This window comes from Escherichia coli DSM 30083 = JCM 1649 = ATCC 11775, assembly GCF_003697165.2.
Classification (GTDB): domain Bacteria; phylum Pseudomonadota; class Gammaproteobacteria; order Enterobacterales; family Enterobacteriaceae; genus Escherichia; species Escherichia coli.
In genome coordinates this window covers 3,419,240-3,442,575 of sequence record NZ_CP033092.2, presented here as the reverse complement: position 1 = coordinate 3,442,575, position 23,336 = coordinate 3,419,240, and the positions used below count along the sequence as shown (strand labels likewise).

Genomic DNA, 23,336 nt, shown 5'->3' with positions numbered 1-23,336 from the left:
TAGGTATTACTATTGCGGCATGTTATTTTTACACTGGTTATAAAAGTTGCCGTTTGCTGAAGGATTAAGCGGGTAATATGATAACAAACCTTGTCCCCCGCACATCTGACGTTACTGCAACTGTGCCTTTATGCGCGACAACAATCGATTTCACTATCGCCAGGCCAATGCCGCTACCTTCGCCTTTTCGCTGGCGGGAAGGATCAACGCGGTAGAAACGGTCAAACAATCGCGGTAAGTGTTCGGGCGCAATGGGCGTACCGGGGTTTTCGACGGTAACTTGCACCAGGTGATCGACCGTCTGGCAGCGCACGACAATTGTCTCTCCGGTTGGCGTATAACGAAGGGCATTAGAAAGCAGATTGCTTAACGCCCGACGCAGCATCAGCGGATCGCCCGCAACCTGACACTCGTCGCCAACAAACCGCAGCTCCACGCCGCGATCTTCTGCTAACGCCTCGAAAAAATCGAACACTTTGCCGACTTCATCCGCCAGGTTGAGCATTTTCTTTTCGGGGATTAGCTGGTTGTTATCGGCCTGAGCGAGAAACAGCATATCGCTGACCATTTTCGCCATTCGCGTCAGCTCTTCGAGATTAGAGTAGAGCACATCTTCCAGCTCCTTCTGGCTGCGCGACTGGCTGAGGGCGATTTCCGTTTGCGTAATGAGATTAGTAATAGGTGTGCGAATTTCGTGGGCGATATCCGCTGAGAAATTGGACTGGCGGGTAAAGACATCCTCAATACGCTCGATCATATGGTTGAACGACAGTACCAGCTGTTCCAGCTCAATGGGCACGGTCTGCGGGTCAAGGCGAACGTCGAGATCTTTCGAGGTGATATTCTGGATTTGACGGCTGACGCTGCGGATCGGCGCGTGACCTTTATGTACCGCCAACAGCACGATAAAGACGATCAGGATGCTGATTACCGATGCGGTCATAATAAGTTTATTCATCAAATCATTGATGTAATGAAGATGAAAATCGATCGAAAGCGCGATGTAGAGCGTATAAATCGGTTTGCCGTCAACCAGCGGGCCAACCGGCAAGTTAATCATCCGCCAGTTGCTGTGTTCCATATGCCCGTGACCGTGCCCTGGCATCATCATCGTTGGGCCGGAAAGGAGATACACCTCGCCGCCCTGCGCGTCTTTATCGGGTATGGCGTCACGCGTAAACTCGCGGATATCCGGCGCACCGGGGGAGTGATACACCGTTTTACCGTGGCTATCTGCCAGAGAGATCAACACATTGGAATAACCACTGACGATATCTTCCAGCGTCATTAAGCGTCGGGCTTGCGTTTCGTCAGGGTGATTAAGTACCCGTTCAAGGGTGGCGCTAATCTCTTTTAAATCATTAATATCCTGCTCGGCAAAATGCACTTTTACCGAGTGGATCATGATCCATGCAAAGGCGAAAAACGCCGCGATGGTGGCGAGGCTGATAAAAAAGGTCAGGCGAGTTGCCAGCGAAAACGGGCGCTGAAATGGTTTACTGACCATCCGGCACCTCTAGCATGTAACCCACGCCGCGCACGGTCTGAATCAACTTTGGCTCAAAGTCGTTGTCGATTTTGCCGCGCAGCCGCTTCACCGCCACATCAATGGCGTTGGTATCGCTGTCAAAATTCATGTCCCATACCTGCGAGGCGATAAGCGAGCGGGGCAGCACTTCGCCCTGATGGCGGAGGAAAAACTCCAGCAGAGTAAATTCTTTACTGGTCAGAGTGATGCGCGTGCCGCTGCGGGTGACTTTGCGGCTGACGAGATCGACCATCAGATCGGCAACCTGAAACTGACTTTCGATAATCACCGCCGCCCCGCGCCGCAGTAGAGTGCGCACCCGCGCCAGCAGTTCAGCAAAAGCGAACGGCTTCACCAGATAGTCATCCGCCCCCAACTCCAGCCCCTTGACGCGATGTTCAATGGTGCCAAGCGCGGTAAGCAACAGAATCGGCATCCCCTTATTGGCGGAACGCAACATGCGCACGATATCCCAGCCGTTCACGTCCGGCAGCATAATATCGAGGATTATCAGATCATAATCACCGGTCATCGCCAGATGGTAGCCATTCAGCCCGTTGTCGGCCAAATCGACCACAAAACCGGCTTCGGTTAACCCTTTGGTCAAGTATTCTCCGGTTTTCTTTTCATCTTCGACAATCAACAGTTTCATATTTCCTCCGCATGTTGCCCGGGCAATTCTAGAGTAGCGGGATCAGATGGCAATCGCTTATTGGCAAAATGACAATTTTGTCATTTTCCTGTCACCGGAAAATCAGAGCCTGGCGAGTAAAGTTGGCAGCATAAAATCACCAGAAATTATGAGCCTATGTCTCCTTGTAAACTTCTGCCATTTTGTGTGGCCCTTGCGCTAACCGGTTGTTCACTGGCACCGGATTATCAGCGTCCGGCAATGCCCGTGCCGCAGCAGTTCTCACTCAGCCAGAACGGCCTGGTTAACGCAGCAGATAACTATCAGAACGCGGGCTGGCGCACCTTTTTTGTTGATAATCAGGTGAAGACGCTGATTAGCGAGGCGTTGGTGAATAACCGGGATTTGCGCATGGCGGCGCTGAAAGTGCAGGAAGCGCGGGCGCAATATCGTCTGACCGATGCCGACCGCTACCCACAGCTCAATGGCGAGGACAGCGGCAGCTGGAGCGGCAATCTTAAAGGCGATTCAGCCACGACGCGGGAGTTCTCGACTGGCCTTAACGCCAGCTTTGATCTCGATTTTTTCGGGCGCTTAAAGAACATGAGCGAAGCCGAGCGCCAAAATTATTTAGCCACTGAGGAAGCTCAGCGCGCGGTGCATATTTTGCTGGTTTCTAATGTCGCGCAAAGCTATTTCAATCAGCAACTGGCGTATGCGCAATTGCAAATAGCCGAAGAAACGCTGCGTAATTATCAGCAGTCATATGCGTTTGTCGAAAAACAACTGTTGACCGGTAGCAGCAATGTTCTGGCGCTGGAACAGGCTCGCGGGGTGATAGAAAGTACCCGCAGCGACATCGCTAAACGTCAGGGGGAACTGGCGCAGGCGAATAATGCATTGCAACTGTTATTGGGAAGCTACGGCAAGCTGCCGCAAGCGCAGACAGTAAACAGCGACAGCCTGCAAAGCGTTAAATTACCGGCGGGCTTGCCGTCGCAAATCTTATTGCAGCGCCCTGATATTATGGAAGCTGAACACGCGTTAATGGCGGCTAATGCCAATATTGGTGCTGCGCGTGCGGCATTTTTCCCGTCTATCAGCCTGACCAGCGGAATATCAACCGCCAGCAGCGATCTGTCGTCATTATTTAATGCCAGCAGCGGGATGTGGAATTTTATTCCTAAAATTGAGATCCCCATTTTTAATGCTGGACGCAACCAGGCCAATCTGGATATCGCCGAAATTCGCCAGCAGCAGTCGGTGGTGAATTATGAACAGAAAATCCAGAACGCCTTTAAAGAAGTGGCAGATGCGCTGGCATTACGTCAAAGCCTGAACGATCAAATCAGCGCCCAGCAGCGTTATCTTGCGTCGCTGCAAATTACTTTGCAACGGGCGCGGGCATTATATCAGCACGGCGCGGTAAGTTATCTGGAAGTGCTGGATGCCGAGCGTTCTTTATTTGCAACCCGACAAACTTTACTTGACCTGAATTATGCCCGTCAGGTTAACGAAATTTCTTTATATACCGCCTTAGGCGGCGGTTGGCAGCAATAATTTTTAACTCCAGGAGAGAATAAATGAAAAAAGCACTGCAAGTCGCAATGTTTAGTCTGTTTACCGTTATTGGCTTTAATGCCCAGGCTAACGAACATCATCATGAAACCATGAGCGAAGCACAACCACAGGTTATTAGCGCCACTGGTGTGGTAAAAGGTGTTGATCTGGAAAGCAAAAAAATCACCATCCATCACGATCCGATTGCTGCCGTGAACTGGCCGGAGATGACCATGCGCTTTACCATCACCCCGCAGACGAAAATGAGCGAAATTAAAACCGGCGACAAAGTGGCGTTTAATTTTGTCCAGCAGGGCAGCCTTTCTTTATTACAGGATATTAAAGTCAGCCAGTAACCCAGGTTTAATGAGATGAAAAAAATCGCGCTTATTATCGGCAGCATGATCGCGGGCGGTATTATTTCTGCGGCAGGTTTTACCTGGTTTGCAAAGGCTGAACTGCCCGCAGAAAAAACGTCGACCGCAGAACGTAAAGTCTTATTCTGGTACGACCCGATGTATCCCAATACGCGGTTCGATAAACCAGGGAAATCGCCGTTTATGGATATGGATCTGGTGCCGAAATATGCCGATGAAGAGAGTTCTGCATCTGGTGTGCGCATTGACCCGACTCAGACGCAGAATCTGGGGGTGAAAACGGCGACCGTCACGCGTGGGCCGCTGACTTTTGCCCAGAGTTTCCCGGCAAATGTCAGTTACAACGAGTATCAGTATGCCATTGTGCAGGCCCGCGCCGCCGGGTTTATCGACAAGGTGTATCCGCTTACCGTGGGCGATAAAGTGCAAAAGGGCGCGCCGCTTCTCGACCTGACCATTCCCGACTGGGTGGAAGCGCAGAGTGAGTATTTACTGCTGCGCGAAACCGGCGGTACGGCGACCCAGACTGAAGGCATTCTTGAGCGACTGCGACTGGCGGGAATGCCGGAGGCTGATATTCGCCGTCTGATCGCCACGCAAAAAATCCAGACTCGCTTTACGCTCAAAGCGCCCATTGATGGCGTGATCACCGCGTTTGATCTGCGCGCGGGAATGAATATCGCCAAAGATAACGTGGTCGCGAAAATTCAGGGTATGGACCCGGTGTGGGTCACTGCTGCGATCCCGGAGTCCATCGCCTGGCTGGTGAAAGATGCCTCGCAGTTTACGCTCACCGTTCCGGCGCGACCTGATAAAACACTCACCATCCGCAAATGGACGCTGCTACCTGGCGTGGATGCTGCGACCCGCACGCTGCAACTGCGTCTGGAAGTCGACAACGCCGACGAGGCGCTAAAACCGGGCATGAACGCCTGGTTGCAACTCAATACCGCCAGCGAACCGATGCTGCTCATTCCGTCACAGGCGCTGATTGATACCGGCAACGAACAGCGGGTGATTACCGTTGATGCTGACGGGCGCTTTGTACCGAAACGCGTTGCCGTTTTCCAGGCATCGCAAGGCGTCACCGCGTTACGCTCTGGTCTGGCGGAAGGTGAAAAGGTGGTTTCCAGCGGCCTGTTCCTGATTGATTCTGAAGCCAATATTTCTGGCGCACTGGAGCGGATGCGCTCTGAAAGTGCTACCCATGCGCATTGAGGGAATAGCCAATGATTGAATGGATTATTCGTCGCTCGGTGGCGAACCGTTTTCTGGTGCTGATGGGCGCGTTGTTTCTGAGTATCTGGGGCACCTGGACCATCATTAACACGCCAGTGGATGCACTGCCGGATCTTTCCGATGTACAGGTGATTATTAAAACCAGCTATCCCGGTCAGGCACCGCAAATCGTTGAAAATCAGGTGACTTATCCGCTAACCACCACCATGTTGTCGGTGCCTGGCGCGAAGACTGTGCGCGGTTTCTCGCAGTTTGGCGACTCTTATGTGTATGTCATTTTCGAAGATGGCACCGATCCGTACTGGGCGCGCTCGCGGGTGCTGGAGTACCTCAACCAGGTACAGGGTAAGCTGCCTGCGGGAGTCAGCGCCGAGCTGGGGCCAGATGCCACGGGTGTTGGCTGGATCTATGAATATGCACTGGTGGATCGCAGCGGTAAGCACGATCTGGCCGATTTACGCTCATTGCAGGACTGGTTTCTCAAATATGAGCTAAAAACCATCCCTGACGTTGCGGAAGTGGCGTCGGTGGGCGGTGTGGTGAAAGAGTATCAGGTGGTTATCGATCCTCAGCGCCTGGCGCAGTATGGCATCAGTCTCGCCGAAGTAAAAAGCGCGCTGGATGCTTCAAACCAGGAAGCGGGCGGTTCGTCGATCGAACTGGCGGAAGCGGAATATATGGTGCGCGCCAGCGGCTATCTGCAAACGCTCGACGACTTTAATCACATCGTTTTAAAAGCCAGTGAAAATGGCGTGCCCGTTTATCTGCGTGATGTTGCGAAGGTCCAGGTTGGCCCGGAGATGCGCCGGGGCATTGCCGAACTGAACGGCGAAGGCGAAGTGGCGGGCGGGGTGGTGATCCTGCGTTCCGGCAAAAACGCCCGTGAAGTGATCGCCGCCGTGAAGGACAAACTGGAAACGCTGAAAAGCAGTCTGCCGGAAGGCGTGGAGATAGTTACAACATACGATCGCAGTCAGCTCATTGACCGCGCCATTGACAACCTCAGCGGCAAGTTGCTGGAAGAGTTTATTGTGGTGGCGGTAGTCTGTGCGCTGTTTCTCTGGCATGTGCGCTCGGCGCTGGTGGCGATTATTTCGTTGCCGCTGGGGTTGTGTATTGCTTTTATTGTCATGCACTTTCAGGGACTGAACGCCAATATTATGTCGTTGGGTGGCATTGCGATTGCCGTCGGGGCGATGGTCGATGCCGCTATCGTCATGATCGAGAATGCGCATAAACGGCTGGAAGAGTGGCAGCACCAGCATCCTGACGCCACGCTGGATAATAAAACGCGCTGGCAGGTGATCACCGATGCATCTGTTGAAGTGGGGCCGGCGCTGTTTATCAGTCTGCTGATTATCACGCTGTCGTTTATCCCGATTTTCACCCTGGAAGGGCAGGAAGGTCGTCTGTTTGGCCCGCTGGCGTTCACCAAAACCTATGCGATGGCGGGCGCGGCGCTACTGGCGATCGTAGTGATCCCGATCCTGATGGGCTACTGGATCCGTGGCAAAATTCCGCCAGAAAGCAGTAACCCGCTCAATCGCTTTTTGATTCGTGTTTATCATCCGCTGTTGCTGAAAGTACTGCACTGGCCGAAAACCACGCTGTTGGTGGCAGCGCTTTCGGTGCTGACGGTTCTCTGGCCGCTCAATAAAGTTGGCGGGGAATTTTTACCGCAGATCAATGAAGGCGACTTGTTGTATATGCCATCGACGCTGCCGGGGATTTCCGCAGCGGAGGCGGCGAGCATGCTGCAAAAAACCGACAAGCTGATTATGAGCGTACCGGAAGTGGCGCGGGTATTTGGCAAAACCGGGAAAGCGGAAACCGCCACCGATTCAGCTCCACTGGAGATGGTAGAAACGACTATCCAGCTTAAGCCGCAGGATCAGTGGCGGCCTGGCATGACGATGGACAAAATCATTGAGGAACTGGATAACACCGTGCGTCTGCCGGGGCTGGCGAATCTGTGGGTGCCGCCAATTCGTAACCGTATCGATATGCTCTCGACTGGCATTAAAAGCCCTATTGGCATTAAAGTTTCCGGCACTGTGCTGGCGGATATCGACACGATGGCGGAGCAAATTGAAGAAGTGGCGCGAACGGTGCCAGGCGTGGCTTCTGCGCTTGCTGAGCGTCTGGAAGGTGGGCGTTATATCAACGTTGAGATTAACCGTGAAAAAGCCGCGCGTTACGGTATGACGGTGGCGGATGTGCAGTTGTTTGTGACTTCTGCGGTGGGCGGGGCGATGGTTGGCGAAACGGTGGAAGGGATTGCTCGTTATCCAATTAATCTGCGTTATCCGCAAAGCTGGCGCGATAGCCCGCAGGCACTGCGCCAGTTGCCGATCCTCACGCCGATGAAGCAGCAAATCACTCTGGCGGACGTGGCCGACGTTAAAGTCTCTACCGGACCGTCGATGCTGAAAACCGAGAATGCGCGCCCGACGAGCTGGATTTATATCGATGCCCGCGATCGTGACATGGTGTCGGTGGTTCACGATCTGCAAAAAGCGATAGCTGAAAAAGTGCAGTTAAAACCGGGCACCAGCGTGGCATTCTCCGGGCAGTTCGAGCTACTGGAGCGCGCCAACCATAAGCTGAAACTGATGGTGCCGATGACGCTGATGATCATCTTCGTGCTGTTGTATCTGGCGTTCCGTCGGGTGGGCGAAGCGTTGCTGATTATCAGCAGCGTACCGTTTGCGCTGGTGGGCGGCATCTGGTTGCTGTGGTGGATGGGCTTTCATCTTTCCGTGGCGACGGGCACCGGTTTTATTGCCCTTGCCGGGGTCGCCGCCGAATTTGGCGTGGTGATGCTGATGTATTTACGTCACGCCATAGAGGCCGAGCCGTCGTTGAATAATCCGCAAACATTCAGCGAGCAGAAGCTGGATGAGGCGTTATATCACGGCGCGGTACTGCGCGTGCGCCCAAAAGCGATGACGGTGGCGGTGATTATCGCTGGTCTGCTGCCGATTCTGTGGGGAACAGGAGCAGGGTCAGAGGTGATGAGCCGGATTGCCGCGCCGATGATTGGCGGCATGATCACCGCGCCTTTGCTGTCGCTGTTTATTATCCCGGCGGCGTATAAGCTGATGTGGCTGCACCGACATCGGGTACGGAAATAAAAGCAGGATACCCCGTTTAACCGTGTGGATTGTGTCTTGCGACGATGGGCACTAAATGTTAAAAGGTGCCCCTCAACAAAAAAGACACACAGGGGAAAGGCGTGAAAAACGCGTCAACCGTATCGGAAGATACTGCGTCGAATCAAGAGCCGACGCTTCATCGCGGATTACATAACCGTCATATTCAACTGATTGCGCTGGGTGGCGCAATTGGTACTGGTCTGTTTCTTGGCATTGGCCCGGCGATTCAGATGGCGGGTCCGGCTGTATTGCTGGGCTACGGCGTCGCCGGGATCATCGCTTTCCTGATTATGCGCCAGCTCGGCGAGATGGTGGTCGAAGAGCCGGTATCCGGTTCATTTGCCCACTTTGCCTATAAATACTGGGGACCGTTTGCGGGCTTCCTCTCTGGCTGGAACTACTGGGTAATGTTCGTGCTGGTGGGAATGGCAGAGCTGACCGCTGCGGGCATCTATATGCAGTACTGGTTCCCGGATGTTCCAACGTGGATTTGGGCTGCCGCCTTCTTTATTATCATCAACGCCGTTAACCTGGTGAACGTGCGCTTATATGGCGAAACCGAGTTCTGGTTTGCGCTGATTAAAGTGCTGGCGATCATCGGTATGATCGGCTTTGGCCTGTGGCTGCTGTTTTCTGGGCACGGCGGTGAGAAAGCCAGTATCGATAACCTCTGGCGCTATGGCGGTTTCTTTGCCACCGGCTGGAATGGACTGATTTTGTCGCTGGCGGTAATTATGTTCTCCTTCGGCGGTCTGGAGCTGATTGGGATTACTGCGGCTGAAGCGCGCGATCCGGAAAAAAGCATCCCTAAAGCAGTGAATCAGGTGGTGTATCGCATCCTGCTGTTTTATATCGGTTCACTGGTGGTTTTACTGGCGCTCTACCCGTGGGTGGAAGTGAAATCCAACAGTAGCCCGTTTGTGATGATTTTCCATAATCTCGACAGCAACGTGGTAGCTTCTGCGCTGAACTTCGTCATTCTGGTGGCATCGCTGTCGGTGTATAACAGCGGGGTTTACTCTAACAGCCGCATGCTGTTTGGCCTTTCTGTGCAGGGTAATGCGCCAAAGTTTTTGACTCGCGTCAGCCGTCGCGGCGTGCCGATTAACTCGCTGATGCTTTCCGGAGCGATCACTTCGCTGGTGGTGTTAATCAACTATCTGCTGCCGCAAAAAGCGTTTGGTCTGCTGATGGCGCTGGTGGTAGCAACGCTGCTGTTGAACTGGATTATGATCTGCCTGGCGCATCTGCGTTTTCGTGCAGCGATGCGTCGTCAGGGGCGTGAAACACAGTTTAAGGCGCTGCTCTATCCGTTCGGCAACTATCTTTGCATCGCCTTCCTCGGCATGATTTTGCTGCTGATGTGCACGATGGATGATATGCGCTTGTCAGCGATTCTGCTGCCGGTGTGGATTGTATTCCTGTTTGTAGCATTTAAAACGCTGCGTCGGAAATAAGGCGTTCACGCCGCATCCGACAAAATGATGTCAACAATCTGAAAGCCGCTCTCACCCATTCGATGAGAGCGGTTTTTTTAATTACTGCTTAAATGCACCCGCCAGAGAGCGAATATCATTGCCGGTTGGCGACTGATGAAGTCGCAGACCAAACTCTTCGACAATCGCAAATATGTGATCGAATATATCAGCCTGAATGCTTTCATATTCCAGCCACACCACGGTGTTGGTAAACGCGTAGATCTCAAGCGGTAAACCGTTGTCGCCCGGAGCTAATTGGCGCACCATTAAGGTCATATCTTTGCGAATCCGCGGATGATTCCGCAGATATTCGTTCAGATAGGCACGAAAGGTTCCAATATTGGTCATTCGGCGCAGGTTTAATACCGACTCCGTAGAACCTTGCTGGCGATTCCACTCATTAATTTCCTGATGGCGGCTGGTTAAATAAGGCTTTAACAAATGCGCTTTATTCAGACGTTGCATTTCGTCTTCATCAAGAAAACGAATACTGGTGACATCAATACTGATACTGCGCTTAATACGTCGCCCGCCAGATGCTGACATCCCGCTCCAGTTTTTAAAGGAGTCAGAAACCAGAGACCAGGTGGGAATAGTGGTAATGGTATTGTCCCAGTTACGTACTTTGACGGTGGTTAACCCAATATCGATCACCGCGCCATCCGCGCCGTATTTCGGCATCTCCAGCCAGTCGCCCAGTTTCAGCATATCGTTCGCGGAAAGCTGAATACCTGCCACCAGACCAAGAATCGGATCTTTAAATACCAACATTAGCACGGCAGCCATTGCACCAAGACCGCTGATCAGAATCGCTGGCGACTGACCAATCAGCAGCGAGATCATCAAAATGCCGACCAGAATCGCGCCGATCAGTTTAATCCCCTGAAAAATCCCTTTCAGCGGTAACTGAGATGCCGCCGGGAATTTCTGCGCCAGATTCAAAATCACATCCAGCAACGAGAAGACTGAAAGCAGCGTATACATCATGATCCACAACTGCGCGCAGGTAGTCAGAATATCTGCCGCTTCGGTGCCTTTTTGTAGCCAGAATACCGCCTGAATATTGACGATAATCCCCTGCAAGGTAAAAGCTAAACGGTGGAAGAGTTTATTCTGGGTAATGATTTGCAACCAAAGCCGTGAACTGGCGATGGCGCGTTTTTCGAAGGTCCGCAGTACCACCCAGTGCAAAAAAATATGCACCACGACGGCGGTCAGAAAAATAATACCGAAAATCATCACCATCGAGGTGGTGTGATCAATCTCAATACCCGCTAAATCTTCAACCTGGGATATTAAATCCTGCATAACGTCTCCTTTATACAACAGCAGCCTATGATGACGGCTGAAACAGGGTTATGCAAATCAGGAGAATCTGAGGGGAAATAGCCGGGCAGATGCCCGGCAAGGGAGAATTACACTTCGGTTAAGGTAATGTTCTGCGGCAGACGAGATTTCGGCAGCGTAGCGTTAAAATCTTCAACGCTGTGATGACCCACCGGAACAACCACCAGACTGGTGTAGCCTTTCTCTTTCAGACCAAATTCTTCATCGAGGATGGCGGCGTCAAAACCTTCGATGGGCACCGCGTCCAGACCCAGCGCCGCCACGCCCAGCAGGAAGTTACCGACGTTGAGATAAACCTGTTTTGCCATCCACTCTGCATCATCATGCAGATCTTTACGGTGCATATCGGCGAAGAACTTGCGACCTTTATCGTTCGCGGCTTTCGCTTCCGGCGTGGCAAAGCGGCCATCGGCATCTTCCTGGTCAACAACCAGCTTCAGCCAGGCATCGTCCATCGCGGTTTTTGCACAGAACACCACGACGTGCGAGGCATCAAGCATTTTACGCTCGTTGAACACGTAATTATCGGCAGCGGATTTGGCAACACGCGCTTTACCTTCTTCCGTGCTGGCAACAATAAAATGCCACGGCTGGGAGTTGGTGCTGGATGGGCTGTATTGCAGTAGAGTTTTGATCTGCTCGGCCTGTTCCGGGGTAAGTTTTTTGCTGGCATCAAATGCCTTAGTGGAATGACGCTTTAAGGCGACAGAAATGATATCCATAAAGACTCCATGTGAAAGTAATTTTGCGTGCCAGCAGATTACAAGGATCGAGATGAAATGGTAAGCGAGAAAAATGCGCTATTGATTTACGGTTGAGTCAGGACGCACTCTTTTTTGATCGCGTTTAGCCAGACCATCAACCACCAGATTCCACGAATCGTTGATCAGATCGCGAAGTAACGCTTCAGAGATTTCCTCGCCGGGATACACCGAAATCCAGTGCTTTTTATTCATGTGATACCCAGGCTTGATGCTTGGGTATATTTGCTGATTTAGCAGGGATTTTTGTGGATCGGACTTCAGATTGATAAAGGGGACGCCGCGCAGCTCCGACGACAGCATAAAAATCTTGCCGCCAATTTTAAAAACATCGAACTCCGGGCCAAAAGGCCAGCAAAGCTCGACAAAGGGTAACTCAAGAGCCAGGCGTTTCGCCGTTTCGTGCAGTGATTGCTTATCCATAAATGTTCCTTTAGGCGAAGGAGAATAAGCAAAGTATGCCGCGAAGTTCGGCGATAATCGACGTTTAATCCGCCAGCGAGAACCAGCGTCGCCAGATAAAGCGTAGAACAAAATACTCAATAGCGCCCAGCACTAAAAACCACAGACAAAACAATAAAGTGTAAAGCTGGCTAAGATCCATCAGATGGAACGTGGTCACCAGTTTTTGTGCCAACGTTAGCCCCAGTGCGGGGGCGGGCAGCAGCAGGCAAGAGAGGAAAGCCATCAGCAAAATGCCTGCTGCGGTGGTCAAGGTTTCTAAAGGGTGTTTCATAACATTGTTAAATGTAAGTTAAAACACCATTGTCAGGGATATTCTTCTGTAAGGCAATTCCCGACTTATTCCCCGGCCCAGATCTCACAATGCTTTTTCACCAGCCCAATTAGCGAGCCACCATCGGCGACGAAATCACGCATTAGCTGCGCTTCATTCAGACCACTGACGACCTGACGGTGCAGTGCTTCAATTGCGCTCGATGCGCCAATTTTATGTGCAGAAGGGGCGATTTTTTCCAGTAAACGCAAGGTGGCTTCCGTTAGTGACCGACGATCGCCAGTATGCGGATCGGTAATGACGCCTTCCAGCCCATAGCGACAGGCCTGGAAACGGTTGAATTTATACAGCAGGTAATCTTTCTCCTGATGTTTAAACGGGCGTTCCGTCAGTAACCAGTGGGCGGTGGCCTGAATTAATCCCGCCATATTTACCGCGTGGCTAAGGGTTAACGGGGTATCCATCACCCGAACTTCCACCGTACCAAAATGGGGGCTGGGGCGAATATCCCAGTGCAGATCTTTAATGCTGTCGATCATCGTGGTGTAACTCAGGCAGCGAAACAGGGCTTCAAATTGTTGCCAGTTACTGACCCACGGCATCGGGCCATTATCAGGAAAGGCGGAAAAAATATTCGGTCGTGAGGAGGCAAAACGCGTATCCGTTCCTTGCATATATGGCGACGCGGCGGAAAGGGCGATAAAGTGCGGCACAAACCGTGACAAGCCGTGCAGCAAATAAATGGCGTCATCGCCACTGGCGCAGCCAACATGGACATGCTGACCAAAAACGGTCGCCTGCTGGATGAGATAGCCAAAGTTTTCCAGCGTTCGTTGATAGCGTTCGTTATCGCATACCTCCTGACGCTGCCATTTCTGAAACGGATGCGTGCCACCGCCGCAAATTTCCAGATGATGGTCTGCGGCTGCCTGCAATACGACTTTCTGCATCGCTGAAAATTGCCCGGCAGCCTGGTTGATATCACGGCAAACATCCGTCGCCAGCTCCAGCATACTTTCGGTGATATCGTGCTTTACCTCTCCGGCCGTGATCTGATTTTTAACCGCGTCAATCAGCATTGATGAGTCCTGGCTTAAGTCATAGCCCGGCGGATTAACCACCTGCATTTCCAGTTCAATACCGAGGGTAAAAGGTTCAGAAACATGAAAATCGGGTAATGGCATAGGTTTCTCTTATATTGGCGTTTTCTATTCAGTATAGAAGTGGGAGCGGCCGGGTGAGATGCGGAAGTTCTGGAATGTTTCTTTTTTTTGGCGATGGTGAACTGATGGTGACTGAAGCAATTTGGCTACTTTTGCAATATGACCAGTTGCGTTATAGCTGGCTGGCGGCGAAGAATTTTGACGATTGAGGCATGCAGAAAAAAACGGGTTCAGCTTCAGTTGATTAAATGAGGAGTGAGAAGTCCGAAACAGGACTCACTGTATAAATAAACAGTTATTTTGCTAAGGAAGGGTAAGATAACTGCGGGTGCCTGAAGCTTTCCGGTTTCAGGTTTACTCTGAGGTCTGGAAAGATGAAGCCCCAGGACGATATTTCTATCAACCCTGGGGCTACCTACCCAAACCTGAACAATTTGGATGGTAGTCCCTTCTTCGCATGGAGGCAATATAAACATGCTGACGAAATATGCCCTTGTGGCAGTCATAGTGCTGTGTTTAACGGTGCTGGGATTTACGCTTCTGGTCGGAGACTCGCTGTGTGAGTTTACCGTAAAGGAACGTAATATTGAGTTTAAGGCTGTTCTCGCTTACGAACCGAAGAAGTAGCCGTTGTGCGGGGAGCAATCCCCGCATATCCGGTTGTCAGGTCAGGGTGGTAAGGCACCTGCTTTACACTTTCGCCCGCGGTCAGTGATGGCTGCGGGCGAATCGTACCAGATGTTGTCAATTAATCGTGTTGGCACAGCGTTATGACTATTTTTTCTTTTATCTGCCAGTGCACAGCAAACTGCTCATCCTCTAGTCGAATGATGATCTGCTGTTTATTCCAGCTAATTATCTGATAATCCAGAAAACCTTGAGCGGCCTGTATCTCACTTGCCTTAAATGCGCTCTCTTTGGCGGAAAATGCCAGTGTCAGCGCCAGAGGAAAGGCTAAACCGCAGTCTGCAAGTCGCTTGTGTTCCGCTGGTGTAATAATGTTGTCTGTCAATTCTCTTGCGGTTTGTGCAGAGAAAATCTCTTCAATATCAATGCCAATTGGTTGACGGGAAACCACGGCTAATGCCGTAGTCCCACAGTGACTAATGCTGCCGTATACCCCCGCAGGCCACACAGGTTGGCGTAGCTCGCCGATTGCAGGCACACATTTATAGCCATATTCCCGCAGCGCATAAATTGCAGCGATCCGCCCGGCTAAATGCTCTGTTTTACGTTTACGTCCAGCGTGTTGAAGTTGTGCGTAGTGCGGCAGCCAGAGTAAATCCTGCTCGCGAAAACTCGCCGGATCAAACTCAACAAAATGCAGCGTATGTCCGGCAAAGGGGAGGGAGGTATGCGTAGTTTTCATGTCAACCATATTAGAGAATGATGACAAACGCAAAACTGCCTGATGCGCTACGCTTATCAGGCCTACGTGGTCCTGCAATATATTGAATTGGCAAGATTTTTGTAGGCCGGATAAGGCGTTCACGCCGCATCCGGCATGAACTACGCGCACTTTGTCAACAATCTGACGTTAGCTTCAGAAGTGAGTATTAATGCTCATATACCACGTACGTCCCGGCTCGTTATAGGTATACGCCCCGGCACCTGCGATATAGTTGGCTCCTGCCAGATCGCCCGTGGTCTGGGCATTACCCGCACGCCACAAACGTTTGTCGAACAGGTTGTCCACGCCGCCGGTCAGACTGACATTCTTGGTCACATCCCAGGTCGCGCTCAGGCCAACAATGCTGTACGGACTGATTTCTTTGGTTTCCGGTCCAACCGCTGGCTGACCTTTATAGTTGTACTTCTTCGGCTGCTGTTTGCCGTACCAGGTGAAGGTCGTTTGCATCGACAAATCTTCCCGTGCCTGCCAGCTCAGCGTTGAGTTCAACGTATACTCCGGGATGATCGACAAACGGTCGCCCGTGGTTTTGTTTTCACTCTTCAGCATATAAGTGATGTTATTGGTCCACATCACCGTTTCGCTAACCGGTACGTTTAACGATCCTTCCAGACCTTCAACCACCGCTTTCGGTACGTTATCCCACTGATAGAGATCGGTGCCGACTGCGTTTTGCCCTACAGCCACATAGCCCGCTTCAATCTTATTGCGATAATCGTTACGGAACCAGGTCACGCCCGCCAGTCAGCCGTCGCGTTTGAACTCCAGACCAATCTCCTTGTTGATGCTGGTTTCTGCTTTCAGGTCATCGTTACCTTGCAGATAGCAGCCGCCCGCGCTGGCATAGCAGCCCTGACCTTTACTGTAGAGAATGTAGTTTGGGTTAGTCTGGTACAGGCTCGGCGCTTTATAGGCGCGGGCGATGCCCATTTTGAGCGTGAAGTCATCGCCTAAACCTTGCGATATGTTCAGCGCCGGGCTCCAGTTATTGCCGACAATACTGTGATGATCGAAACGCAGCCCCGGCGTTACGATGGTGCTGTCAGTCAGCTCCATATTGTTTTCGGCAAACAGCGAGAAAATTTCTGCTTTTGAATATGGGCTACGGTCGGTGGCACTCACGCCATCAATAGCACCGCCGGTATTCGTTCCGGTCAGTGCCTGGGTGTTGGAACTCAAGTCCTTCATCCGTTGCTGATTCCACTCTGTACCCAGCGTCAGCGTTTGGTTAACGAGGAAATCAATCGGCAGGTTAACTTCGCTGTGCAGCATCACGTCATCAAGATCGATATCTACAAAATCCTGTGCCGCTTTTTCGTTAAATTTCCCTTCGGTACCGCCCGCCAGACCTTCCGGAATACGCGAGTTACGGGTGTGTTCGTACTGCACCCAGTTGCTGGTGGTCACGCCGTTATCCCAGCCACCGTTCCAGGTCAGCGAGTAGTTCTGGCGATACAGGCGGTTGGTTTCATAGCCATATTTCGAGCGAGTGTAAGCGTCAGAGTTGGTGTTCTGCGTATCACCCGCATACAGGTTACCCTGGCGGCTGTAGCCCGCTTCCAGTTCGAGTGACTGCAGAGGCGCGAAGTCCCAGCGCACCACGCCATTAATATCTTTGTTGATCACCCCTTCGCGCCCGGCTGGTAACGTCGTGGCATACGTTCCGGCACGCGCGGACTGATGGCCCTGGTTGATATCCCACGCGTCAGCCTGGGTTTTGTCGAGGTTGCCATACAAGCGGAAGCTGAATTCGTCGCCCAGCGGACCGGTCAGGCTGAAGTTGGTGCGTTTGGTGGCACCTTCCTCTTTATGTTCTGGCGCATTGAAATAAGCATCCCAGGAGCCGTGCCACTCACCACTGCCTTTTTTGGTAATGATGTTAACCACGCCGCCCGCCGCGCCGTTGCCATAACGCGCAGCTGCCGGACCACGTAGAACTTCAATACGTTCAATCATTTCAGGCGGCACCCAGGAGGTATCACCACGGGTATCGCGCTCGCCACGCCAGCCCTGACGCACAGAGTTACGGCTGCTTACCGGCTTGCCGTCAATCAAAATCAGCGTGTTTTCCGGACCCATGCCGCGAATATCAATCTGGCGGTTATTACCACGCTGACCACTGGTGGAGTTACCGGTCAGGTTAACGCCAGGCATGGTACGAATGATCTCCGATACATCGCGGGCAACCGGGTTTTTGCGGATTTCATCTGCGGTGATGGTCGAAACGCCAGGTGCCTGCAAGTTCTGCTCGGCGGCGGTAACAACAATAGTATCGTCATGTGAAACAGGAGTATCGGTCGGCTCTTGTGCCTGTGCTACCCCATAAATCCCCAGATTGACCAACAAGGCCAGGGAATGAATCTTCTTGTTCATTGTTTTATTCCTGCATTTTTGCCACGAATTGCAACTGTCGGGCATGGTCGTCATCAACACGACGCATCCCGCTACCGCGAAAACCTTTGATCCTGAAAGACACGCAGTGCAGCTGATTAATTAATGTCCGCGCTTCCCACGGCGCGCCATTACGCTATTGCAAATGCAAATAGTTATCAATAATATTATCAATATATTTCTGCAATCAATAAAAAATTGCACAGTAAACATGGGGTTATGGTGTGACGGCGTTAAAAGTAGGAAGTGAGAGCTGGTGGCAGTCGAAACATGGCCCGGAATGGCAACGTCTGAATGACGAAATGTTTGAGGTCACTTTCTGGTGGCGTGATCCCCAGGGTTCTGAAGAATACTCGACGATAAAGCGCGTATGGGTCTATATCACTGGCGTGACCGATCACCATCAGAACAGCCAGCCCCGGTCGATGCAGCGAATTGCAGGAACCGATGTTTGGCAGTGGACGACACAACTCAATGCCAACTGGCGTGGCAGCTACTGCTTTATTCCTACTGAACGCGATGACATTTTTTCTGCACCATCCCCCGATCGCCTCGAATTACGCGAAGGCTGGCGAAAACTATTACCCCAGGCGATAGCCGATCCGCTGAATCCACAAAGCTGGAAAGGCGGGCGAGGGCACGCTGTTTCTGCACTCGAAATGCCGCAAGCGTCTCTGCAACCGGGATGGGATTGTCCGCAAGCGCCAGAAACGCCTGCCAAAGAAATTATCTGGAAAAGTGAACGGTTGAAAAATTCACGCCGTGTATGGATTTTTACCACCGGCGATGCAACAGCAGAAGAACGCCCGCTGGCAGTTTTGCTTGATGGCGAATTTTGGGCGCAGAGTATGCCCGTCTGGCCTGCGCTGACTTCGCTGACCCATCGTCGGCAACTTCCGCCCGCCGTGTATGTGTTGATCGACGCTATCGACACCACGCACCGCGCCCACGAACTGCCGTGTAATGCGGATTTCTGGCTGGCAGTACAGCAAGAGTTATTACCCCAGGTGAAAGCTATTGCCCCTTTTAGCGATCGCGCCGATCGCACCGTGGTCGCCGGACAGAGTTTTGGTGGGCTTTCCGCGCTGTATGCCGGACTGCACTGGCCTGAACGCTTTGGCTGTGTATTAAGCCAGTCAGGTTCGTACTGGTGGCCGCATCGGGGCGGGCACCAAGAGGGCATGTTACTTGAACAGCTAAATACTGGTGAAGTTAGCGCCGAAGGTCTGCGCATTGTGCTGGAAGCGGGTGTTCGCGAGCCGATGATCATGCAGGCCAATCAGGCGCTGTATGCGCAATTACACCCCCTAAAAGAATCCATTTTCTGGCGTCAGGTTGACGGCGGACATGATGCGCTTTGTTGGCGCGGTGGCTTGATGCAGGGGCTAATCGACCTCTGGCAACCACTTTTCCATGACAGGAGTTGAATATGGCATTCAGTAATCCCTTCGATGATCCACAGGGAGCGTTTTACATTTTGCGCAATGCGCAGGGGCAATTCAGTCTGTGGCCGCAACAATGCGCCTTACCGGCAGGCTGGGACGTTGTGTGTCAGCCGCAGTCACAGGCGTCCTGCCAGCAGTGGCTGGAAGCCCACTGGCGTACTCTGACACCGGCGAATTTCACCCAGTTGCAGGAGGCACAATGAGCCAGCATTTACCTTTGGTCGCCGCACAGCCCGGCATCTGGATGGCAGAAAAACTGTCGGATTTACCCTCCGCCTGGAGCGTGGCGCATTACGTTGAGTTAACCGGAGAGGTTGATGCGCCACTACTGGCCCGCGCGGTGGTTGCCGGACTAGCGCAAGCAGATACGTTGCGGATGCGTTTTACGGAAGATAACGGCGAAGTCTGGCAGTGGGTCGATGATGCGCAGACGTTCGAACTGCCAGAAATTATCGACCTGCGAACCAACATTGATCCGCACGGTACTGCGCGGGCATTAATGCAGGCGGATTTGCAACAAGATCTGCGCGTCGATAGTGGTAAACCACTGGTCTTTCATCAACTGATACAGGTGGCGGATAACCGCTGGTACTGGTATCAGCGTTATCACCATTTGCTGGTCGATGGCTTCAGTTTCCCGGCCATTACACGCCAGATCGCCAACATTTACTGCGCATTGCTGCGTGGCGAACCAACGCCTGCTTCGCCGTTTACGCCTTTCGCTGATGTAGTGGAAGAGTATCAGCAGTACCGCGAAAGTGAAGCCTGGCAGCGTGATGCGGCATTCTGGGCGGAACAGCGTCGTCAACTACCACCGCCCGCGTCACTTTCTCCGGCACCTTTACCGGGGCGCAGCGCTTCGGCAGATATTTTGCGCCTGAAACTGGAATTTACCAACGGGGAATTCCGCCAGCTGGCTACGCAACTTTCAGGTGTGCAGCGTACCGATTTAGCACTTGCGTTGGCAGCCTTGTGGCTGGGGCGATTGTGCAACCGCATGGACTACGCTGCCGGATTTATCTTTATGCGTCGACTGGGCTCGGCGGCGCTGACGGCTACCGGACCCGTGCTCAACGTTTTGCCATTGGGTATTCACATTGCGGCGCAAGAAACGCTGCCGCAACTGGCAACCCGACTGGCGGCTCAACTGAAAAAAATGCGTCGCCATCAACGTTACGATGCCGAACAAATTGTCCGTGACAGCGGGCGAGCGGCAGGAGAGGAACCGCTGTTCGGTCCGGTACTCAATATCAAGGTATTTGATTACCAACTGGATATTCCTGGTGTTCAGGCGCAAACCCATACCCTGGCAACCGGTCCGGTTAATGACCTTGAACTGGCCCTGTTCCCGGATGAACACGGTGATTTGAGTATTGAGATCCTCGCCAATAAACAGCGTTACGATGAGCCAACGTTAATTCAACACGCTGAACGCCTGAAAATGCTGATTGCGCAGTTCGCCGCGGATCCGTCGCTGTTGTGCGGCGATGTCGATATTATGTTGCCAGGCGAGTATGCGCAGCTGGCGCAGATCAACGCCACTCAGGTTGAGATTCCAGAAACCACGCTGAGCGCGCTGGTGGCAGAACAAGCGGCAAAAACACCGGATGCTCCGGCGCTGGCAGATGCGCGTTACCAGTTCAGCTATCGGGAAATGCGCGAGCAGGTGGTGGCGCTGGCGAATCTGCTGCGTGAGCGCGGCGTTAAACCGGGCGACAGCGTGGCGGTGGCGCTACCGCGCTCGGTCTTTTTGACCCTGGCGCTACATGCGATAGTTGAAGCTGGTGCGGCCTGGCTACCGTTGGATACCGGCTATCCGGACGATCGCCTGAAAATGATGCTGGAAGATGCGCGTCCGTCGCTGTTAATCACCACTGACGATCAACTGCCGCGCTTTAGCGATATCCCTAATTTAACCAGCCTTTGCTATAACGCCCCGCTTACCCCACAGGGCAGTGCGCCGCTGCAGCTTTCACAACCGCACCACACGGCTTATATCATCTTCACCTCCGGTTCCACCGGCAGACCAAAAGGGGTAATGGTCGGGCAGACGGCTATCGTTAATCGCCTGCTTTGGATGCAAAACCATTACCCGCTTACAGGCGAAGATGTCGTTGCCCAAAAAACGCCGTGCAGTTTTGATGTCTCGGTGTGGGAGTTTTTCTGGCCGTTTATTGCCGGGGCGAAACTTGTGATGGCTGAACCGGAAGCGCACCGCGACCCGCTCGCTATGCAGCAATTCTTTGCCGAATATGGCGTAACGACCACGCACTTTGTGCCGTCGATGCTGGCGGCATTTGTTGCATCGCTGACGCCGCAAACCGCTCGCCAGAGTTGCGCGACGTTGAAACAGGTTTTCTGTAGTGGTGAAGCCTTACCGGCTGATTTATGCCGCGAATGGCAACAGTTAACCGGCGCGCCGTTGCATAATCTATATGGCCCGACGGAAGCGGCGGTAGATGTCAGTTGGTATCCGGCTTTTGGCGAGGAACTGGCAGAGGTGCGCGGCAGCAGTGTGCCGATTGGTTATCCGGTGTGGAATACGGGCCTGCGCATTCTCGATGCGATGATGCATCCGGTGCCGCCGGGTGTGGTGGGAGATCTCTATCTCACCGGTATTCAACTGGCGCAGGGGTATCTTGGACGACCCGATCTGACCGCCAGCCGCTTTATTGCCGATCCTTTTGCCCCAGGTGAACGGATGTACCGTACCGGCGATGTGGCTCGCTGGCTGGATAACGGCGCAGTGGAGTACCTCGGGCGCAGTGACGATCAGCTAAAAATTCGCGGGCAGCGTATCGAACTGGGCGAAATTGATCGCGTGATGCAGGCGCTGCCGGATGTCGAACAAGCCGTTACCCACGCCTGTGTGATTAACCAGGCGGCAGCCACTGGTGGTGATGCGCGTCAGTTGGTGGGCTATCTGGTGTCGCAATCAGGTCTGCCGTTGGATACCAGCGCATTACAGGCGCAGCTTCGTGAAACATTGCCACCACATATGGTACCGGTGGTTCTGCTGCAACTTCCACAGTTACCACTTAGCGCCAACGGCAAGCTGGATCGCAAAGCCTTACCGTTGCCTGAACTGAAGGCACAAGCGCCTGGGCGTGCGCCGAAAGCGGGCAGTGAAACGATTATCGCCGCGGCATTCTCGTCGTTGCTGGGTTGTGACGTGCAGGATGCCGATGCTGATTTCTTTGCGCTTGGCGGTCATTCGCTACTGGCAATGAAACTGGCAGCGCAGTTAAGTCGACAGTTTGCTCGTCAGGTGACGCCGGGGCAGGTGATGGTCGCGTCAACTGTCGCCAAACTGGCAACGATTATTGATGGTGAAGAAGACAGCACCCAGCGCATGGGATTCGAAACCATTCTGCCGTTGCGTGAAGGTAATGGTCCGACGCTGTTTTGTTTCCATCCGGCATCCGGTTTTGCCTGGCAGTTCAGCGTGCTCTCGCGTTATCTCGATCCACAATGGTCGATTATCGGCATTCAGTCGCCGCGCCCTCATGGCCCCATGCAGACGTCAGCGAATCTGGATGAAGTCTGCGAAGCGCATCTGGCAACGTTACTTGAACAACAACCGCACGGCCCATATTACCTGCTGGGTTATTCGCTGGGCGGTACGCTGGCGCAGGGCATTGCGGCGCGACTGCGTGCCCGTGGCGAACAGGTGGCATTTCTTGGCTTGCTGGATACCTGGCCGCCAGAAACGCAAAACTGGCAGGAAAAAGAAGCCAATGGTCTGGACCCGGAAGTGCTGGCGGAGATTAACCGCGAGCGCGAAGCCTTCCTGGCGGCACAGCAGGGAAGTACTTCAACGGAGTTGTTTACCACCATTGAAGGCAACTACGCTGATGCTGTGCGCCTGCTGACGACAGCTCATAGCGTACCGTTTGATGGTAAAGCGACGCTATTTGTTGCCGAACGCACGCTTCAGGAAGGTATGACTCCTGAACAGGCCTGGGCACCGTGGATTGCTGGGCTGGATATCTATCGTCAGGATTGTGCGCATGTGGATATTATCTCTCCGGTGGCGTTTGAAAAAATTGGGCCGATTATTCGTGCGACGCTAAATAAGTAAATTTATATTATCTATAAACCCATAATTACAGAA

The 23,336-nt window shown here is 52.8% G+C and carries 18 protein-coding genes and 1 pseudogene; 9 read left to right on the top strand and 10 right to left on the bottom strand.

Going from position 1 to position 23,336, the window contains the following annotated elements:
• Positions 1 to 64: 64 nt before the first annotated feature.
• Positions 65 to 1,507, bottom strand: a complete 1,443-nt coding sequence (cusS, locus tag EAS44_RS17975) for a Cu(+)/Ag(+) sensor histidine kinase CusS (protein ID WP_000253820.1) — start codon at positions 1,505 to 1,507, stop codon at positions 65 to 67.
• Entirely contained in the window at positions 1,497 to 2,180 is a 684-nt protein-coding gene (gene cusR, locus EAS44_RS17970) for a copper response regulator transcription factor CusR (protein ID WP_000770953.1), read from the bottom strand. Before cusR ends, cusS begins: the two co-directional genes overlap by 11 nt.
• A 156-nt stretch (positions 2,181 to 2,336) precedes the next feature.
• Between cusR and cusC the strand changes: the two genes are divergently transcribed.
• The 5 genes from cusC to pheP all read left to right on the top strand — a co-directional run bounded on the left by cusC (position 2,337) and on the right by pheP (position 9,947).
• Positions 2,337 to 3,719: a Cu(+)/Ag(+) efflux RND transporter outer membrane channel CusC gene (cusC, locus tag EAS44_RS17965; RefSeq protein ID WP_000074207.1), complete on the top strand. Its 1,383-nt coding sequence runs from the start codon at positions 2,337 to 2,339 to the stop codon at positions 3,717 to 3,719.
• Between the two features lie 23 nt (positions 3,720 to 3,742).
• The gene (gene cusF, locus EAS44_RS17960; RefSeq protein ID WP_000709874.1) at positions 3,743 to 4,075 is read left to right on the top strand and encodes a Cu(+)/Ag(+) efflux RND transporter periplasmic metallochaperone CusF; all 333 of its coding nucleotides are present in this window, start codon (positions 3,743 to 3,745) and stop codon (positions 4,073 to 4,075) included.
• A 15-nt stretch (positions 4,076 to 4,090) separates the two neighbouring features.
• Positions 4,091 to 5,314 carry a Cu(+)/Ag(+) efflux RND transporter periplasmic adaptor subunit CusB gene (gene cusB, locus EAS44_RS17955; protein ID WP_000717094.1) on the top strand — a complete coding sequence of 408 codons (1,224 nt, stop codon included), beginning with the start codon at positions 4,091 to 4,093 and terminating at the stop codon, positions 5,312 to 5,314.
• A gap of 11 nt (positions 5,315 to 5,325) precedes the next feature.
• Positions 5,326 to 8,469, top strand: a complete 3,144-nt coding sequence (cusA, locus tag EAS44_RS17950) for a Cu(+)/Ag(+) efflux RND transporter permease subunit CusA (protein ID WP_000573983.1) — start codon at positions 5,326 to 5,328, stop codon at positions 8,467 to 8,469.
• Between the two features lie 101 nt (positions 8,470 to 8,570).
• On the top strand, positions 8,571 to 9,947 hold the full coding sequence (gene pheP / locus EAS44_RS17945; protein WP_000786320.1) for a phenylalanine transporter: 1,377 nt from the start codon (positions 8,571 to 8,573) through the stop codon (positions 9,945 to 9,947).
• An 81-nt stretch (positions 9,948 to 10,028) separates the two neighbouring features.
• Here pheP and ybdG read toward each other — a convergent pair whose 3' ends face one another.
• The 6 genes from ybdG to EAS44_RS25785 form a co-directional block, all read right to left on the bottom strand.
• On the bottom strand, positions 10,029 to 11,276 hold the full coding sequence (ybdG, locus tag EAS44_RS17940; protein ID WP_025857035.1) for a mechanosensitive ion channel YbdG: 1,248 nt from the start codon (positions 11,274 to 11,276) through the stop codon (positions 10,029 to 10,031).
• A 107-nt stretch (positions 11,277 to 11,383) separates the two neighbouring features.
• Positions 11,384 to 12,037, bottom strand: a complete 654-nt coding sequence (gene nfsB / locus EAS44_RS17935) for an oxygen-insensitive NAD(P)H nitroreductase (RefSeq protein WP_000351450.1) — start codon at positions 12,035 to 12,037, stop codon at positions 11,384 to 11,386.
• A 78-nt stretch (positions 12,038 to 12,115) separates the two neighbouring features.
• Positions 12,116 to 12,499 (bottom strand): MmcQ/YjbR family DNA-binding protein, encoded by a 384-nt coding sequence (ybdF, locus tag EAS44_RS17930; protein ID WP_000360950.1) that lies wholly within the window; start codon positions 12,497 to 12,499, stop codon positions 12,116 to 12,118.
• 64 nt (positions 12,500 to 12,563) lie between these two features.
• Positions 12,564 to 12,812: a DUF1158 domain-containing protein gene (gene ybdJ, locus EAS44_RS17925; protein ID WP_000682524.1), complete on the bottom strand. Its 249-nt coding sequence runs from the start codon at positions 12,810 to 12,812 to the stop codon at positions 12,564 to 12,566.
• Between the two features lie 65 nt (positions 12,813 to 12,877).
• On the bottom strand, positions 12,878 to 13,996 hold the full coding sequence (gene ybdK / locus EAS44_RS17920; protein WP_001130659.1) for a YbdK family carboxylate-amine ligase: 1,119 nt from the start codon (positions 13,994 to 13,996) through the stop codon (positions 12,878 to 12,880).
• A gap of 215 nt (positions 13,997 to 14,211) precedes the next feature.
• Positions 14,212 to 14,481, bottom strand: coding sequence for a hypothetical protein (locus EAS44_RS25785; protein WP_002430445.1), 270 nt, complete (start codon positions 14,479 to 14,481; stop codon positions 14,212 to 14,214).
• On the opposite strand from EAS44_RS25785, the gene hokE reads away from it, so the two are divergent.
• Positions 14,450 to 14,602: a type I toxin-antitoxin system toxin HokE gene (hokE, locus tag EAS44_RS17910; RefSeq protein ID WP_000956465.1), complete on the top strand. Its 153-nt coding sequence runs from the start codon at positions 14,450 to 14,452 to the stop codon at positions 14,600 to 14,602. The genes EAS44_RS25785 and hokE overlap by 32 nt on opposite strands.
• Positions 14,603 to 14,723: 121 nt before the next feature.
• Here the strand turns inward: hokE and entD are convergent, their stop codons facing one another.
• Both entD and fepA read right to left on the bottom strand, forming a co-directional pair.
• Positions 14,724 to 15,344: an enterobactin synthase subunit EntD gene (gene entD / locus EAS44_RS17905; RefSeq protein WP_001298346.1), complete on the bottom strand. Its 621-nt coding sequence runs from the start codon at positions 15,342 to 15,344 to the stop codon at positions 14,724 to 14,726.
• A gap of 174 nt (positions 15,345 to 15,518) precedes the next feature.
• Positions 15,519 to 17,759: pseudogene (fepA, locus tag EAS44_RS17900) on the bottom strand (siderophore enterobactin receptor FepA).
• A 242-nt stretch (positions 17,760 to 18,001) separates the two neighbouring features.
• On the opposite strand from fepA, the gene fes reads away from it, so the two are divergent.
• The 3 genes from fes to entF are packed head-to-tail and all read left to right on the top strand — an operon-like array spanning position 18,002 to position 23,303.
• Entirely contained in the window at positions 18,002 to 19,204 is a 1,203-nt protein-coding gene (gene fes / locus EAS44_RS17895) for an enterochelin esterase (RefSeq protein ID WP_000125852.1), read from the top strand.
• A 2-nt stretch (positions 19,205 to 19,206) separates the two neighbouring features.
• A complete protein-coding gene (gene ybdZ, locus EAS44_RS17890) occupies positions 19,207 to 19,425 on the top strand; it encodes an enterobactin biosynthesis protein YbdZ (RefSeq protein ID WP_000885787.1) in 219 nt (72 codons plus the stop codon).
• Positions 19,422 to 23,303, top strand: a complete 3,882-nt coding sequence (entF, locus tag EAS44_RS17885) for an enterobactin non-ribosomal peptide synthetase EntF (protein WP_000077765.1) — start codon at positions 19,422 to 19,424, stop codon at positions 23,301 to 23,303. The genes ybdZ and entF overlap by 4 nt, the downstream gene beginning before the upstream one ends.
• Positions 23,304 to 23,336 lie beyond the last annotated feature (33 nt).